Raw genomic sequence first — 17,557 nt, forward strand, 5'->3', positions numbered from 1 at the left:
ACGTCGGTGTTTAATAGCCAACGACGTCAACGACGCCGCGCTGTCCCTACACCTGCGAGGGCTTGTTGACATGCGGCACCGACACCTCACTCAGCAGCTTGGCCTTTCAACTCCGCAAACTTCGCTGCCATTGTTGGATTGCCCTTGGTCAGCCTCTTGATCGTGACGTCCTGGGCTTTATCGTTTGCAAGGCGCAAGTTACGGTCTGCACCGATCAATGCATCCTTCGTTCTCTGGAGATGATCGATAGACTTATCGATCTCAGCGATCGCCGTCTGGAAATGCCTGGAGGCGAGATCGTAATTCTTCGCGAAGCCGTTCTTAAACGTCTCCAGCTGGCTTTCAAACTGCGTGATGTCGATATTCTGCGCCTTCACGAGCGCCAGCTCGTTCCTGTACTTCAACGAATTCAGCGCGGCATTTCGCAGAAGCGTAATCATCGGCAGAAAAAACTGCGGTCGGATGACGTACATCTTCGAATAGCGGTGGAAGACGTCGACAATGCCCGAGTTATAGAGTTCGTTGTCGGGCTCAAGTAGCGAGACCAGGATCGCATATTCGCAGCCCTTCTCGTTGCGGTCTCGGTCGAGCTCCTTCAGGAAGTCCTCATTCTTGCTCTTTGTCGCGGTTCGATCGCTTTCGTTCTTCATCTCGAACATGATGGAGATGATTTCGGTGCCGACCTCATCTACGTCCCGGAAGATATAATCGCCTTTGCTGCCGGTCCGCGCGTCGTTGTCCTTCTCGAAATATGCGCGCGGGAAGGCCATCGAGCGCACCCGGTTGAACTCGGTCTCGCAGTGCTGTTCGAGGGTCTCTCCGACCATCTTAGTCGAGAGACGCGCCTTCATGTCCTTGAGGCGCTCGATCGCGTCATCGCGATCCTTAATCTGAGTCTCATATTTGTCCTTGAGCGACTTTTCGGCGAGTTGCTTCTCAAGCTGCACCTGCTTGATGCCGTTTTTCAGCTCATCGCGTTCCTTCTCGAGAGCACCGACGGCTTCGGTAACGGCGAGCTTCTTCTCAAGCTCGACAGCCCGAAGCTTGGCATTCAGCTCGCGGATCTCCTCCTCCTTGGCAGCAGACACCTTGTGAACCTCGGTGGCCAGAAGGGCCTCGGCCAGCTCGGAGGCAGCTTTCTTCTCGCGTTCGGCTTGGGCAAGCGCATTTGCAAGCCCGTCGCGCTCCTTCTCCACGGCGCTGAGCGCCTGGGTGACGGCGAGCCGCTGAGACACCTCGCTCGCCTCAAGCCTGGCCTTCAACTCCTGGATTTCGGCATCCTTGGCGGCCGCGGTCTTCTGGAGATCGCTGCTGAGCTTGGTCTTGGCTAGCTCCACAGCGCTCTGTTTGTCGCGCTCGGCCAGCTCCAGCCGATCGTGCAGCTGTTTTTCAAAGTCGGCGTCACGGACCTGTTTCAGGATCTCGGCATAGCCGGCTTCGTCGACCTTGAAGGCCTTGTTACAGTGGGGACAGATGATCTCGTGCATTTTTCCTGTCCAAAGGGCTGGCGCATCTGCGGTAGTCTCGAAGGATGAATCCAGCCCGACCCGGCCAACCAGCGTGAGGGCGAACTCCCCTCCTCATGAGAACAAAATTAGAACACGCCACCCTAGGCCGGTCAAGCAGTGCACAATGGTTACGGGCATTTTCCCCCGATTTCCGATCTGGGCGAATTAGCCGGCGGCCCACGGCACAGAGGTACCCAAACGATAGGCTCCGCCCAATCTAAGGAAAAGAAAATGCACTATCCTCTCCTTACGAGGGATCATAGGGAAAGGATAGCTTGCTTGGCCACCGCGTCAGGAGCCCGGCAGGGAACTTCTGTCGAAAGCTCGGTGGGCGGGGAGCTTGTACGCGCCTTCATGCCCCTCCACTGCCGCCGGTTTCCCCCGTCGACCGGGTCAAGCTGGTCGGTCTGCTGGACCGAGCCACTGCCGCCTTGGGCCGCCTGGACGGCCTGACCACCGCACTTACCTGACCCAGACAGTGCACCCCGATGAATTCGCTGGACCGGGCCGGGCCGGCGGCTGAATTGTGCCGCTCGGTCAGGAGCTGCGCATTAGGTGGTGGCACCTGAACCGGTGACCACCGAGCATAGGCATCATGGGGAAACGGCCGGCGATCAGACACGGCGCGATCAAGAGGGCAGGAAAATGGAAGCGCAGGAGAACGATCTCTCGAACGAGGCGGCAGCGCTCGCAGACATCCTCACTTGGTCGGGGGACCTGCCGGCATGGCAACGCGACGCGCTACGCCGGTTGAGCAACCAGACCAAGCTGGACGTCGCCGACATCACCGCCCTCGTCGCGATCTGTAAAAGCGACGCGACAGCCGTCCCACTCGATGCGAGCCACATCAGGGACCCCGCAGCCAGTCACGCCGTCGTCAGCCTTGGCGCTCTTCACAGCCTGTCGAACGTCAACGCGCTTGCGCCGGGCGAACGCCTCTCATTCGGCAAGGCGGGGCTTACCATCATTTACGGCGACAATGGCGCCGGCAAGTCCGGCTACGCCCGCGTCCTAAAACAGCTCTGCAGGGCACGCTCGCCGAAGGGCGACGCAATCCTTCCAAACATTTATGCGGCTGGCTCCGGCATTCCGACGGCCAGCGTCGACTTCTTCATCGGGGGACAGAAGCGAAGTGCATCCTGGACGCAGGGTAACGCGCCCGACCCGATGCTCTCGGCCATCAGTGTGTTTGACTCACGCACGGCCAATGTCCACGTCGAGAACACAAACGATCTCGCCTACACGCCGCTGCCGCTCCGGATCCTCGCCGGTCTCGCGCAAACGTGCCAGGACGTAAAGGCCAAACTAGTTGCCGAGATAAAGGCGCTCCAAGAGCAAGAGCCCGCAATCCTGTCAAAACCGGAATGTAAGCTGGACACGCCGGTCGGCAAGCTTGTCTCGGGCCTCTCGGGCAAGACGAAGCCGGAAGTGGTCGAGAGGCTCGCGGGCCTAACGGCGGAGGAAGAAGCCCGGCTCCAAACGCTCAGCACCGATCTGGCCAGCGATCCCGCGCGCACGGTCCGTCAACTCCAGAACCAAGAAGCCCGCATCAAGTCGGCGATAAAGCAGATCGAGCGGCTCATGGCAGCCGCGGTGGACGAAACCCGAACCGCGCTACGCGACACCCATGCGCATCTTGCAACAGCTCGCTCCGCCGCGGCGGCCGCCTCCGCCGACCTGTTCGCCGATGAGCCGTTGCCCGACATCGGCTCGGACGTCTGGAAGGCCTTGTGGGAGGCGGCCCGGGATTATTCCCACGCCGCCGCCTATACAGACCAGCCGTTCCCCGTGACAGGAATTGGAGCCCACTGCGTCCTTTGCCAGCAGCCACTCAGCGAAGATGCCTCTAAGCGACTCAGCAGCTTCGAGGCATTCGTGCAGGACGAGAGCAAGCGCCGTGAGCAGGAGGCCACAGACGCATACAACAAGAAGCTAGAAGAGGTCTCGTCACAAGCCATCTCAATGAAGGATCTCACCTCGATCGTCGCTACGATCCGCGACGATATCGGCCAGGAGCAGGTCGCGAGCACTCTTCGCCGCGAGATCCTGCAACTGGCCTGGCGGCTGCGTGCCATCTTGCGAACCCACAATCTTGCAACTCTACCTAATCTTCCGCAACAAGTCGCCATCTCGCTCGATCCACTGGTCACGGTCCTCAGCAGTATCGCCACGCGTATCGAAGGCCTGCAGTCGGAAGCCAGCTCCCCGCAACGCGCCGCGCTTATCGGCGAGCGCGACAGCCTCGCTGACCGCAAATGGCTCGACGTGGTGAAAGCCGATGTGCTTGCTCAGATCGAACGCCTCAAAGCTATTGAAGCGATCGAGAAAGCCAGCAAGGACACGGCCACGAACAAGATCACGACCCAGAGCGCCCGCATCGCTCAAGCTCTCGTCACCAATCGCCTGCGAGGCAGGTTCGCAATTGAGGTGGACAAGCTCGGCGTCGCGGGTCTCGCTATCGAGCTTCAGCAGGCCAAGACCACTGCCGGCGTACCCTTCTTCCAAGTCAGGCTGATCAACAAACCGAACGAGCCGGTTGGCAAGGTCCTGAGCGAAGGCGAGCATCGCTGCGTCGCGCTGGCCGCGTTTCTCGCAGAGCTGTCGACCATCGATGCGCAGTCCGCGATCGTGTTTGACGATCCTGTGTCTTCGCTCGACCATTTGCATCGCGACAAGGTAGCTGCCCGATTGGCGGAAGCGGGACAGACCCGCCAGGTGATCGTTTTCACCCACGACATGGCGTTCTTGCTTCTTCTCGACGAAGCCTGCCGGGCGACCAAGGACCGTGAAGCGACGCCGGTCGCATACCGCCTGATCAGCCGCGGCCCCGAAAATGCGGGTTACTGCCATCAGGATCCGCCCGCCAATGTCATGCCCCTCGACAAGGTGATCGAGGGGATGAAGGCCCACCTCGCCAACGTGAGGATCCATCACGAACGCGGCGATCAGGCGAAATGGCTGCGCGAGGTGACGTCCTTCCAGGACCAACTCCGCACCACCTGGGAGCGCGCCGTCGAGGAAGTGGTCGGGCCGGTGATCCGCCGCCTGTCCCGCAAGGTGGACACGACGGGCCTCATCAAGCTCACCGTGCTCACCGATATCGATTGCACCACTATGCGTGAGGCGTTCGGACGGTGCTCGGCGCTCCTTCACAGTCAGCCCGGTGAGATCAATCCGCGGCTTCCCGCGCCATCGGCCATCGAAGCGGAAATCAAAGCGCTGGCACAGTGGATCGCCGACATTCGGATCCGTCAAGATAAGGCAGAATGATAATGCATCGCGCCATCGCCGGTCGCTCCGACACGCCGTCGTGCACTCATATCGCATCGTCATGCATCACGACGTTCTGCCCCCCCCCTTGCGGGTCATCTAGTCCGCCTCAAACGCTTGCTTTCCTTTTGCAGCCCAGATCGCGAGTGCCCTTCCGCCATGATCGCTTTTTAGTTTCTCAGCAATCCAGATCAGCGCGCCGAGAATCGTGGTGCGATCATTGCCTATCAGGTCCACGATACCGGCTTTAACGACGAGGCCGCCGAGTTCGATGAGGTGCCGGGTACGCTTGCGGCGCTCGACCTGCCACGTGCGCATGTCATGTCGCGCCCTTACGGCTTGACACCGGTTGTGCGCCGCCCGGTTGCGCCGGAGCGCCGTCCATGTTGCGGTCAGTTGCTGGCGAATTTCGCCGCGCCCGGCTTTGAAAGAACGCGGCCCCGCGCTTGGCCCATGCCTCCCTCTTCCCGGTATCCTTCATCTCCGTCAGCACGATCAGTGCACCCGCGAGTTCGTCGGTGCTGAGGCAATCTGCGCCGATAGTGATGACCAGTTCACCGAGCTGCTGGACCTTGCGACTCTTGAGATCGCGCGCCTTGTCCGTAAGTGCTTTCAGTTCAGCATCAAAGTCCCGGGGCTTTCGCATCGTCGTCTCCTTGAGCGTTTATGGAGAAATGATAGCTGGGCACTCGGGACAACGCTGCAGGGTCCTCAGGACGGGCTGAGACGGTGCGATCCCTCCCGAGATTTTTTCGAGGAGGGCGCGCTTATACGTCGTGCCGACGTACGCTTCGCTGTGTAGATGCTCTGGTCGCGATGGCGATCTATCATCTTCACGTCAAGGTCATCGGCCGCAAGGCCGGGAGCAGCGCGGTGGCATCGGCGGCCTACCGCTCTGCCTCGCGGCTGCGCGACGAACGGCTTGGTCGTGATCAGGAATTTTCCGGCAAGCGCGGCGTCGTCCATTCCGAGGTGATGCTGCCGGAGAATGCGCCGGAAGCGTGGAGCGACCGGGAGCGGCTGTGGAACGCTGTCGAAGCGTTCGAGGTCCGGAAAGATGCCCAGCTTGCCCGCGAGGTGGAGTTCGCCCTTCCGCGCGAGATGAGTGAGGCACAGGGGATCGAGTTGGCCCGGGACTTCGTTCGGAGCGAGTTCGTCGGTCTTGGCATGATCGCCGACCTCAATGTGCATTGGGACATGGCCGAGGATGGCATGCCGAAGCCACATGCTCATGTCATGCTGACCATGCGGGCGGTGTATGAGAACGGTTTTGGCCAGAAGGTACGCGACTGGAACCGCACCGAGATGGTCGAGCGCTGGCGCGAACGCTGGGCCGAGCTTGCAAATGACCGCATGGCCGAGCTCGACATCGACGCGCGGATCGACCATCGCAGTCTGGAAGCTCAGGGCATTGCCCTGGAGCCACAAAGTCAGATTGGCGCACCGGCGAAACGGATCGAGGTTCGGGGCTTCGCCGGCGAAGGCGGTGAGGCCGACCGGGCCGAGATGCACCGCGAGATCGCGCGCGGCAATGGCGCGCGGATCATCGCCGATCCCTCACTTGGGCTAGACGCGATCACGCAGCAGCAATCGACCTTCACACACCGCGATCTGGCAAAGTTCGCGCACCGGCATAGTGACGGGCTCAACCAGTTCAACGCGGTGATGGGCGTGATGCAGGGAGCGCCCGATCTGGTCGAACTCGGCCAGGACGCCCGTGGCGAGGATCGGTTCACCACCCGCGGAATGATCGAGGCGGAACAGCGATTGCACCGTGCCGCCGAACGGATGGCGGAACGGGAGCGCCATGAGGTGCGTGACGCGGATCGAGAAGCCGCTCTGGCGCGTGCCGAAGCGCGCGGCCTGGTGCTGTCCGGCGAGCAGGCCGAGGCGCTGGCGCATGTCACGCACGGACGCGATCTCAGCGTCGTGGTTGGCCATGCCGGGACGGGAAAGAGCGCGATGTTGGGCGTGGCGCGAGAGGCCTGGGAAGCGGCGGGCTTCGAGGTCCGGGGCGTGGCGCTCTCCGGTATTGCGGCGGAAAACCTCGAAAGCGGATCGGGCATTGCGTCGCGCACGATCGCCAGCCTGGAGCATGGCTGGGAACAAGGTCGTGAATTGCTCAGATCAAGCGATGTGCTGGTGATCGACGAGGCGGGCATGGTGGGCACGCGCCAGCTCGAGCGCGTGCTGTCCCATGCTGCCGATGCTGGCGCAAAGGTGGTGCTGGTTGGCGATCCGCAGCAACTGCAAGCCATCGAGGCGGGTGGCGCGTTCCGCTCGATTCATGAGCGTCACGGCGGGGTGGAAATCGGTGAAGTGCGCCGTCAGCGGGAGGACTGGCAGCGCGACGCTACGCGCGATCTGGCGACCGGCAAAGTGGACCATGCGCTTGACGCGTACCTCTCCCACGACATGGTGCATGAGGCCCAGACCCGCGAGCAGGCACGCGGCGATCTGATCGAGCGCTGGGACCGCGACCGGCAGGCCTCACCGGGTCGGAGCCGGATCATCCTTACCCACACCAATGACGAGGTCCGGGCGCTGAACGAGGCAGCGCGCGGGCGGATGCGGGCGGCCGGCGATCTAGGCGACGAGGTGCATGTGACGGTCGAGCGCGGCACGAGAACCTTTGCCAGCGGAGATCGCGTCATGTTCCTGCAGAACGAGCGCGGACTTGGCGTCAAGAACGGTACGATCGGGACCGTCGAGCAGGTCAGCTCGCAATCCATGACCGTGCAGACCGACGATGGCCGCTCCGTGGGCTTCGACCTCAAGGATTACAACCGGATCGACCATGGCTATGCGGCGACGATCCACAAGGCGCAGGGCATGACGGTCGACCGCGCCCATGTGCTGGCGACGCCCGGCATGGATGCCCACAGCAGCTATGTCGCGCTGTCGCGGCACCGCGACGGCGTCGACCTGCATTACGGCCACGACGATTTTGGCAATCGGGACCGGCTTGTCCGCGGTCTGTCGCGCGGCCGCGCCAAGGACATGGCTTCGGACTACGAGCGTGCCGATCCGGTCCAGAGCTACGCCGAGCGGCGCGGGATCACGTTCCGCGAGCGCGTGGCCGAGATCGTGCGCAAGGTCGTACCGGAGAAGCTGCGCGACATGTTCGGCGGCCTACGCGTCCCTGGAGAGGTGCCCGACCGGGATAGCGGACGAAGACCCGAGCAGGGATCGCCGGAAAGGGAAAACAGCGCTACAGCCGCCGACCGCCGCGAAGCCGAAATACCGGCAAGGAACGTAGCGCAAGATCCCGAAGTGGAAGCGCGTCGCGGCCGGACCCGGGCGCTCGTGCGCCATGCCCGCGCCGTGGATGCGATCTTCGCCACGCAGGAGACGGGCGGCAGAGCGAGCCCCAAACAGGTCAAAGAGCTGCAGAACGCCCGCCAGGCCTTCGAGGCGCTGCGGCCCTATGGCCCGCACGACGCCGAAGCCGCTTACAAGCAGAACCCAGAACTGGCCCGCGAGGCCGCTAGTGGCCAGGTCAGCCGCGCGGTGCGCGCGCTCCAGCTCGAAACCGAACTCCGCGTCGATCCGGGCCGCCGCGCAGACCGCTTCGTGGAGCGCTGGCGGAAGCTCGAGCAGACCAGCCAGCGCCTGTATCAAGCCGGCGACATGGCCCGCTATAAGGCGACGCGCACGGCGATGGGCGACATGGCCAAAAGCCTCGAACGCGATCCGCAATTGGAATCCATCCTCGCCAGCCGCAAGCGGGAGCTCGGTATCGCCTTCGAATCAGGCCGCAGGCTCGGTCATGAATTGGCTTTCGCCCATGGCATCGACCTCGGCAGGGGCCGGGGCCTCGGAATTTGAACCATCCCGTTTGCCGCCGGCTCTACGCTATAACCAGCAACTTACGAGATCCTCTTGTCCGTCCGCAGCTGCTAGGCCTCTCTGGTCTCACAAGCCGTCAGCAACAGCCAGCAAGAGGCAGCGCCGCCATGCGCGAACCGGACCGCATCATTCGGCTAAAGACCGTCCTCGCCAGGACTGGGCTGTCCCGATCCACCATCTACCGCAAGATCGCGGAGGGCACCTTCCCGGCCCAGCTCAAAATCAGCAGCAACGGCTCGGGCTGGCATGAATCCGATATCAATCGCTGGATCGTAGATCCAGTTGGATGGCGTCCCGAGGGCGGGTCTCCAAAAAGGCCGGTAAACCCAATGGCGCATCCTGCAACCGACGGCAGGGCGTAAGGCTACCGCTCTCGCATCCTTTCTTCGTGCGCTCCTAATTCCAATCGCGAACGCTTCCTGCGCCAGTGTATCCGAAACCCCGAGTTCATCTCTGACGCTCTTCCATTTCCGCATCCAACACCTCTTGGCTGTGCTTAGGGGAGGCGTAGTCTCTAAAGCTCAGACCGAGCAATTTTGGAAACGTTCGCCTTCGGTCGGCAAAGGCGATCAAAGTACTTCTAAGGAAGCGCGGCTTTGTCTTGGTCGCCTGATCGGAACTCAAGTGGCTAGAGATGCGATCAAACATCGGCGGCACGACCCGCGCGAGCTAGATGGTGAATTATTGCGTTGTCACTATCGGTTGCAGCGATGCCGAGATCAGGTACCACTTTGAGCGGAAATTGACCCACGGGACGCGCACTTTCGATGGAGACGTTTCCTCCGGCTTTCGCGACCAACGACTGCAACCGCCCAAATTCGCTGCACCAGATCGCTTCCATGTCCTTATCTCGTCCTGCATCGCGTGCGTCGGTCGGATTGCCGATACCTACGGCCCTGACCTGCATGATGTCAGCCTGCGATCCACCTGAAAGCTCGACCCCATACCCTGGAGTAGCCGGCTTTCGGAGAACGACCCGGCCGCCCGCGACCCACGCCGTCATCATCCCCTCGGACACCTCATAGCCGAGGCTCGCGAGCCCGTCCAAGACGGCGCGTCGCCGCTCCTCCGCAGCCATAGAGCGGACTTCGGCTTCAATCAGTAAGTCAGCGCGTTGGACGAGTTCCTGATCATTGGCGCTGGACCTCGCGATGGCCCGCTCGATCTCAACGCGCAACGCGGCCGCTTCGGCCGATTTCATCTCCGACAGCTCGGCATGCCGCTCAGCAAGATCCCGTTCGAGGCGTGCGCGCTCGCGTCCGGTCTTGATCGCAGCGCTGAGATCGAGGAGCAGACTGTCAGCAACAAGAGCCCGCCGGGCGCGTGGCTCAGTCTCGAGAGCGGCGATCCGGGCGGAAAAAGGACTCGGCTCGATCCCAAGGCTAGCAAGTTCGCCGAGGAGCTTGTCCACCTTCAAAAAAGCTTGGTCGTCGCTTGCGCCGATTTGCTGGGAAGTCCACTCCTCGAGCGTGATACGACGGTCGCCGGCACCGAGCCGATCGGCGAGCGCCCGCTGACGCTCGGTGACGCCTTCGGAGCGATCCGCCGGCTGAAGCAGCATTAGCCCCTTGCTTACAGCCTTGTTGAGGCTCTCGACTGACGCCGCGGGGGTCGTAAGCTCGCGTCGTAGATCGACCGGGATTTCGATGCGGGAAGCTTCGAACTTCTCGAGCAGTGCCTGGGCAGCGGACTTGGCACGCCTCTGATCGCTCTTGCGCTTCGCTTCAGATTCTGCGGCCTTTTCGGCGCGTCGCTCGGTATCGGCGCTCAAATACGAGATCTCGGCTATGACCTGCTTTTGAAGGTCCGTGAACCTATCCGCGTTGAGCATGCGGCGAATTTCGTCGCGTCGAGCGATAACCCGGTCGATATCCGACTGATCGATCGTCCCATTACGTTTGCAGGTCAAAGTCCAAAATTCGATAGCCGCCTCGAGGCGGGCCAAGCTGCGGCGGCAAATTGAGATAACTTCTGCGCGGGTGACTATCCGGAAGGCTTTCGGACCACTCATTGGTATCCTCCTCCGCTTTGCAGGGCGTTTTCGACGGCTTGCTTGAGGCGTTGACGCTCTTCGTTTCCGGCATGGGTCCAAGCGTAGGATGACACGCGGTGAATGAACGGGACAGCTCCATTCAGAACCTTTGGACGCCAGACCTCCCGCGCTCGCGCTCTCTGGAGCAACAAATGCCGCGGAGCGTCGCACTCTACGCCTAGCGCATACAGACCCGTACGAGGATCGGTGATCGCAAAATCAAGACTGAACGCGCCACCGTCGCGCGCCTTTGCCGGCTTCCATCCATTGGTTTCCAGGAATTTCTCGACGGATTTCGTGAAGCCATCCTCTGCGTGGCTTTCATATTCGTGATGTGGACTCTTTTCCGTCACGAGGCGTTCGAGCAAGGTCCTGCCGGAGTCCGCGGATCCCTCCGAAACGGCACGAGCGTATTCCAGGTAACCCTGCAGGTAGTCCCGAGGTACACGCGGTCCGCTGCGTCGAGTCAGGAGGTCAGAAATCTCGGATACCGGCATGGACGTGACGATGACGACTTTTTCCCTCGCTCTGGTCACGGCCACGTTCAAGCGTCGTTCACCGCCGGCATGACCGAGCGCCCCGAAGCTCTTGCGGAAAACGCCATGCTCGTTGCGTCCGAAAGTGGTCGAGAACACGATGATGTCGCGTTCGTCGCCCTGAACGTTCTCGACGTTCTTAACGAAGAAGCCCATATCCTCGCCGCCTTCGATGCGCTCACGCTCACGCATCAAGGCATCGCGAAATCCCTCGTCGTTTTCGGCGCGATCTTCAAGCGCGTCCTCGATCGCGTCCGCCTGCTTGCGATTGAACGTCACCACACCAATCGACGGCGGCGAAGCGTCCTCCCAGAGGCTACTGAGATACTCCACCACATCGGAGGCTTCCTTGGGATTGGTCTGGCTCTTGTAGATGCCGTCCGAGCGGAGAACCTCGATAGGCTTGATCCTCCGGATCGTTTCGTCAGGGTGGCGAACAGGTACACTGAGACCGTTCGCGTAGAACGAAGCGTTTGAAAACGAGATGAGCTCGCGATACTTCGAACGATAGTGGACCTGCAGCGTTCGGCTTTGGAGGGCAGAGCGCGCAAGCTGGAGCAGGTCGGGACAATCCTTGATCTCCCGCCGATTCCACGTTTCCGTGAAGGCCTCGCGTTCCTCTTCGGTCGCTTCCTCCTCCGGCTCCTCGCCATCAAAGATTGCCGCCTCGTCGTTCTCAACCCTGCTTGCAAAGAATGTCGTAGGCGGCATCTGCTTCTCGTCGCCGCTCACGATCACGATCTTGCTCCGGAATAGCGACGGCAACGCATATTCCACCGGCATCTGCGAGGCTTCGTCGAAGATGACGGAATCGAACGTGCCGGGCCGCGCCTGCAGCACGCGGCTCGCGATGTCGGGAGTCATCAGCCAAACCGGCCGCAGCGCGAAAAGGCCGAGCGGAGCGGCTTTCTCGATGAACTCTCGAAGTCGCAACGCCCTCGGTCCGCGCAGTCGAGTGATCGGTTCCCACGCTCGCGTCGGGTGGACCCGGCTGACGTCGATGCCGTGGATCAGAAGCTCCCTGTTGCAATCCCTGATCTGCGCGTCGGCTTCGGCAAGCGACCTCACCTTCGCTTCGACCGCTCCCGTATCGAGCAGAACCTCCGGATTGGCGGCTTCCATCGCGCTCTTCCAGGCCAGCCGCGCCTCCCGTCCGATGGTTGCACGGATGCAAGAATCAAGATCGCTGGTACCGAGCGGCGAGAGTTCAGCTTCCTTCGAGCGAAGATTGCGGAAGATAGCACGTTCCTTGTCGCCGAGACGAACGGAGCGGAGCCGAAATTCCTGGTAGGGCACCAGCATCGGTAACGCCTGGAGTATTTCGGCGAGGGCGGGCTCGTTTGAACGGCCGCCGTCGATCGCCGCGCGTCGCGATTCGATCCAACCCTCGTCAAAATATCGGGCAAGATCATCCAACGCCACATGGCTTTGCTGCCGGACATCCCGTCTTCTGAGGGCACGATCCGCTCGCCCAAAGAACCAGTCGATGCCTTCGACCTTTCCGGTAATGGCTGCCCGATCGAGCTCAGCCCGGTTGGGGCAGTCGTCGATGATGGTCACGAGGTTGTGGACGACCGCAAGTATCGAATGCAGGTTCCTAGAAAATTCGGCGAGTTTGCCGGGAGCAACGTCGTGATCGGGAGCCTTGCCGAAAAGCACGGTGAGATATCCGGCCAACTGCGTTCTCAGCGGCCTGAGCACCAACTCCAGTTCGGCCCCGCGGCGGAAAGACGAGATGGCTCGGTCGTCGTTGGCAAAATTCATGGTCGTCAGCAGAGCGCGAAGACGACGTTTTCGAAGCCAACGCATGGGATTGATCATTGCCAATCCCGTCGCTGGCTGGAGTACCGCTGCCGCCAGTTCCGAAGTGGATCTTAGCTCGTGGTCGTGGACCCCCACCAGTTTCCGGACCTGCTCCGGCTGGTGGGCTGCCGGATCAAGCGAAGCGAGGCGTTCCTGAAGCTGGACGAGATCGGCGAGCATATTCGTGCCCTTAGACCCGCCGCGCTCGGGAGTTCTAAACAAAGGAAGCCAGCGTCCGAGATTGGCGCAAAGGCCATCGCTGATCGAGCGAAGCTTCTCGGCCGTCCGAAGCCATTGGCGGAAGGCATCAAAATCTGAAATCTTCAACGAGTCCGCAGTCTCCGCTTCCGCGTTCTCGCGTCCTGCCTCCAGGTCCGAGAAGGTGCGAAGGGATCGACCGAACTCCTCCGCCGTTCCGCGGTCCGGGTTGAAGACCTTGAGAGAGGACAGGGGATTGCCCTCGAATTTTGCCGGAAGCCAATATTTTGCAAGCGGTCCGCAATTCTCCTCGACGGTTGCGATGTCCGACGGATGCAAATCCGATAGTAGCGAACGAAGCGCCGGCGCATCGATGGGCTTCGGCTCGTTTTCCTCGATGGCCAGAAGTTCGCCGAGCAATGACCGATAGGTCAATCCCGTCCGATTGTTGACTTCGTGCAAAGCGGCTTGTTGCCGATCGAGTTCCGCTTCGAGCACTTCTATTCGGGCTGCCAATCGATCGCGATCGCGCTTCCATGCGGGCGAGCCGCCCGCGGGACGACTGTGCAGCGCTTCGACCTGGGAGCGGATCGCACCGACAATAGCCTCGCGATCTCGCGTCGCATCCGTGATCATGACGAACCGGTCGCCAAGCCGCTCTCTTTCGAGGCGTTTCCTGACGACGTCGATTGCCGGTTGCTTCTGGCAAATCACAAGCAGCGATTTGCCTCTGCCGATCGCGTCCGCCACCATGTTGACGATGGTTTGGCTTTTGCCCGTCCCTGGTGGCCCCTCTATGACGAGGCCTGGTGCCTGTCGAGCTTCGATCACCGCAGCCTCCTGGGAGGGATCGCTGTCGGCCGTGAAGTAGCGATCGATCTCCCGTACCGGGGCCGGCGTAGGCGGCGCCGACTTTTGATCCGTGAGACGGAGTGCCGCCTCGAGTGCGGTCGCCGTGGGCGGCATTTGTCTCAAGAGCTGGAGATCCTTCATGACCGCCTGCCCCATGAAGGCGAGATGGAATAGCACGGCTGCAGGCACGATTTGTCGTTCGTGCGGGCCGACCTTCACGTCCTTCCCGGGAAGGGGCGTCAACTCGCTTCCCATCGGCGTGGCGAGCTGGCTGAACGCATCCATCACATCCTGAGCCGTAAGACTGCCACGGGTAAGCAACTCGTCCGCCGCTTCCTGCCATCGTCTTGCTTCGGGAATTCCCACCATGCCTTCGAGGGCTGGGTTGACGGCGACGTATTCGGCGTCCGCCTCGGCGTTCTTTTCGCGCCCGTACCCGATCGTGACGTGACCACGGTTTCCAACCTCGGGCGACACGCTAACCGGCCAGAGCAGGACGGGCGCGATCCTCGGCTTCGTGTTCGGTTTCCCGTCTCGCATGAGGAGAAAGGGAAATCCCATGTATAGACCGTCGATCCCAGTATCTCGCTTGTAGAGCAGTGCATGCGAATGGAGAGACCGCAGTCTGCGTTCCAGTCCCTCGTTCTCGGAAAACGCAGCAGGATCGACGTTCACTGCTCGACCCGCTCTGGCCAAAAGAAGACCAAGAATCTCAGATCCCGGCAGTCGCGCCGCATTCAACTCGGTCAGATCTATCCTCGCGGTCTTGCCGATGAGCATCCGCGTCAGCGGTCCGCGCAGTACGCCGCCTGATATCTTTTTCGCGAAAAAATCCAGAATGGTCGAAACGTAGCCTTGCTTGGGAAGCGGCTTCCACGTGTCTTTCGGAACAGAGAGAAGTGCGAGCGCCCGACCGATCGGCATGCGTCGGTCAAGACGAAATTCGTCGGCCCATTCGTCGACCGTCGAAATCCCGCACCTGGCGAAATTCTGTATGCGCTCGTCGACGGCCTGGTAGATTTCACGGCGAGGCCGCGCGAGTCGCGCCGCAGCCTCCTCCTCCGAAAAGGCGCTCAAGCCTGCCGATGAAGCCTGCTTGGCTACCTCCCCGATCACCTCCTCCACCGAGCGGAATTGGCTCGGCGATGCGCTGAGAAGAATTATCAGATCCTCTTCGGCCGACTGTCGCCGCTCGACGAGCGAAACTATCCCCGCATGGTCGGTGTCGGGAAGCAGCCTCCGCTTCTCCTCCCACAGAGCCGACAAACGGGCCATTGACGTCGAGAGGAGGTGCACGCGAAGCAGGTCTTCCTCGACGTCAATGTCGAGCTGCTCCAGGCGCTTCCTGACCGTCTCGGCGCGCAGTTTCAGACGCCAAAGTAGATCGTCCGCATCGACCTTTCGAAGAAGATCTGGGGCCGGGCCCGTGATGAGGCTGAAGCCGTCGTCGGGATGATCGAGCAGCCAGCCCGGCGTAACGATATTGCCCCGAACGATCAAAGGCATGGACGGGTTCAGTGTCTTCAACGAGATCGATAGCCTCAGATCTTCGTTCAGTTCCTCGACCCTTGCGAACTGTCGCAGCGCCGCGGGCATTTTCGCGTCGAAGCCCGCCTCCATGGCCCAAGTCGCCACCGCCCCCCGCAGGAGAAGGCCTCTTGCCTCATCCCAGACGGACGCTTCGGCAGCGGCAAGAGCGAACGAACCGGCCGATCGATACTGCTTGCCGCCGAGCGTGATGGATGCGCGCCCCTCCGCTTCGCCGACTTTCTGTCCTGTAGGTGCCGACACTGCTTCGCCCGCCAACCAGGCCTGAACTTCTTTCCATTGCCACCGCTGACGGCGATCACTTGCGAGAAGGCCTCGAAGGAGCTGGTCAAAAGAAGGAGCCAGATCCTCCGGCAGCGGTACACCGTTGGTCAACACATGGATCAGAAAGGCCTGCTCGTTGATGCCTTCGAAGCAGGCCCCTGCGGTGATCCGCTCCAGCAGGATCATCCCTAGGCTCCACCAGTCGGAGGCCGCCGCTACGCCGCCCGCAATCGCTTCTGGCGCCATGTAGCGGGTCGTTTCTAGCGGAGAAGCGATGTCGAGATCGTATTCCGAAAGCCGTGCGGAGCCGAAGCTGCCGATAGCGAGGTCGAGCGGGTCCTGGGAGCGAACGAAAATGGTGGAAGGACGGAGATCTCTGTGGCGCAGGCCTGCCTCGGTCAGCGAATGTACGGCTAGGGCAAGTTCGCTGATGAACCTCTCAAGCGCCAGCCTATCGCCGACGTCCAGCGACAGATCCGCGATAGTACCGCCCGGGAATTCTTCTACGACCTCATAAGCCCGCTCGCACCAGCGACCGGTCGCGATTATTTCGGCGACGTGATCGCGCGGAAGTTTTCGCAGCAGATCGTAGATCGCTCCGTCCGGTTCGGACGTGGTTGCAAATAACGTAAGCACTCCGCGACGTCCGCTGGAGTCCTGCACAGCCGTATAGCGTTCACGAACCGTGCTTGAAGACTCGATCCTGTCGAGAAGACGCCAGCCGTCGATGATTGTCTCGGTCGGCGATGGTTCGGTATCCGGTTCGGGTCGTGGAGCGGGCGGGGCCGGTTCGTCGAGATTTTCTCCGCAGGTGCTGCAGATGAGATCGCCCGGCGAATTGGCGTGCCCGTTGCGGCAAGTCGGATTGGTTGGCGTCGGCGCGGGAGGGACAGGCGCAGGTTGCGGCCGGCCAAGTGGCGTCACATCGACCGACGACAGATCCCATCCGCAATTGCGGTCGTCGACCGCGCCCTCACAAAAGTATTCTGTGACGGGGCGCTCGGTTTGGCAGTTCGGGCAAAGTCTTATCATGCCGGTCGAGCCCGCATGGAAAAAATGCGCTTGTCCTCGGAAATGTCGAGTGCCGATCCATTGCTTTCAAGTAGTTCCTGCAGTCTACGAAAATCATTGCGCGCGGGTATACCGGCAAACCAAACGTCGCCATTTTCGTCGAACATAACGTCGACGGACCGATCCCGCTCGTCGGCCAGGCGCTCGAAGTTGGCGAACCGGGCGCGCCCTTTCTCCGTGATGAAGTGAAGTTCCTGATTGTCGCTCCCACGCAGAGCAAGTGTCTGCTTTTCCTCGAAGTCGAAAGGCCCCGTAACGAGGGCATCGATCGTAGCGGGGGACGTGCCAACCATGTCGCGGATGTACGCCCACAGATATCCTGTGAAGACGAGTATGTCCGCCTCGGTTTTCGACCTAATACGTGCCGTTAGTTCCAACAAAGCGTCGGGCTGATCGAAAGGCTCGCCTCCCGAGATGGTGATGCCGTTGGCCGTCGAGATCCACGGGATGATGGAATTGACGACTTCTTCGACCGTCGTGTCTCCTCGTCCTTCGACCCAAGTATCCATGGAAATGCAGCCCGGACAACGGATAGAGCAACCCTGAAACCAAATGCCGAGCCTTCGTCCGGGTCCTAAAGTCGTCACGGGAAAATGAATACGCGATAGGGAGATGCGAACCGTCAT

9 protein-coding genes are annotated in these 17,557 nt (G+C 61.3%); 3 read left to right on the top strand and 6 right to left on the bottom strand.

The features are described from left to right. Positions 1-86: 86 nt before the first annotated feature. The gene (locus QX039_RS29120; RefSeq protein WP_315774308.1) at positions 87-1,487 is read right to left on the bottom strand and encodes a DUF2130 domain-containing protein; all 1,401 of its coding nucleotides are present in this window, start codon (positions 1,485-1,487) and stop codon (positions 87-89) included. 576 nt (positions 1,488-2,063) lie between these two features. Here QX039_RS29120 and QX039_RS29125 point away from each other — a divergent pair. Further along, positions 2,064-4,778 (top strand): AAA family ATPase, encoded by a 2,715-nt coding sequence (locus QX039_RS29125; protein ID WP_315774306.1) that lies wholly within the window; start codon positions 2,064-2,066, stop codon positions 4,776-4,778. Between the two features lie 99 nt (positions 4,779-4,877). Here QX039_RS29125 and QX039_RS29130 read toward each other — a convergent pair whose 3' ends face one another. Together QX039_RS29130 and QX039_RS29135 are read right to left on the bottom strand one after the other, a co-directional pair. After that, on the bottom strand, positions 4,878-5,096 hold the full coding sequence (locus QX039_RS29130; protein ID WP_315774305.1) for a conjugal transfer protein TraD: 219 nt from the start codon (positions 5,094-5,096) through the stop codon (positions 4,878-4,880). A gap of 1 nt (position 5,097) precedes the next feature. Beyond that, complete coding sequence (locus QX039_RS29135) at positions 5,098-5,424, bottom strand: conjugal transfer protein TraD (RefSeq protein ID WP_315774303.1); 327 nt, start codon at positions 5,422-5,424, stop codon at positions 5,098-5,100. A gap of 170 nt (positions 5,425-5,594) precedes the next feature. Here QX039_RS29135 and traA point away from each other — a divergent pair, with 170 nt between their 5' ends. Then, the gene (gene traA / locus QX039_RS29140) at positions 5,595-8,606 is read left to right on the top strand and encodes a Ti-type conjugative transfer relaxase TraA (protein ID WP_315774020.1); all 3,012 of its coding nucleotides are present in this window, start codon (positions 5,595-5,597) and stop codon (positions 8,604-8,606) included. Positions 8,607-8,734: 128 nt separating this feature from the next. Then, on the top strand, positions 8,735-8,989 hold the full coding sequence (locus QX039_RS29145; RefSeq protein ID WP_315774022.1) for an AlpA family transcriptional regulator: 255 nt from the start codon (positions 8,735-8,737) through the stop codon (positions 8,987-8,989). 278 nt (positions 8,990-9,267) lie between these two features. Here QX039_RS29145 and QX039_RS29150 read toward each other — a convergent pair whose 3' ends face one another. From QX039_RS29150 to QX039_RS29160, 3 genes are read right to left on the bottom strand one after another with little or no spacing between them, the layout of a single operon-like run. Further along, the gene (locus tag QX039_RS29150; RefSeq protein WP_315774024.1) at positions 9,268-10,638 is read right to left on the bottom strand and encodes a hypothetical protein; all 1,371 of its coding nucleotides are present in this window, start codon (positions 10,636-10,638) and stop codon (positions 9,268-9,270) included. After that, on the bottom strand, positions 10,635-16,892 hold the full coding sequence (locus tag QX039_RS29155; RefSeq protein WP_315774026.1) for an AAA domain-containing protein: 6,258 nt from the start codon (positions 16,890-16,892) through the stop codon (positions 10,635-10,637). The genes QX039_RS29150 and QX039_RS29155 overlap by 4 nt, the downstream gene beginning before the upstream one ends. Beyond that, positions 16,889-17,557 (bottom strand): 4Fe-4S single cluster domain-containing protein, encoded by a 669-nt coding sequence (locus QX039_RS29160; RefSeq protein ID WP_315774030.1) that lies wholly within the window; start codon positions 17,555-17,557, stop codon positions 16,889-16,891. Before QX039_RS29160 ends, QX039_RS29155 begins: the two co-directional genes overlap by 4 nt.

It is taken from the genome of Bradyrhizobium sp. SZCCHNR1043, from assembly GCF_032489675.1.
GTDB lineage: Bacteria > Pseudomonadota > Alphaproteobacteria > Rhizobiales > Xanthobacteraceae > Bradyrhizobium.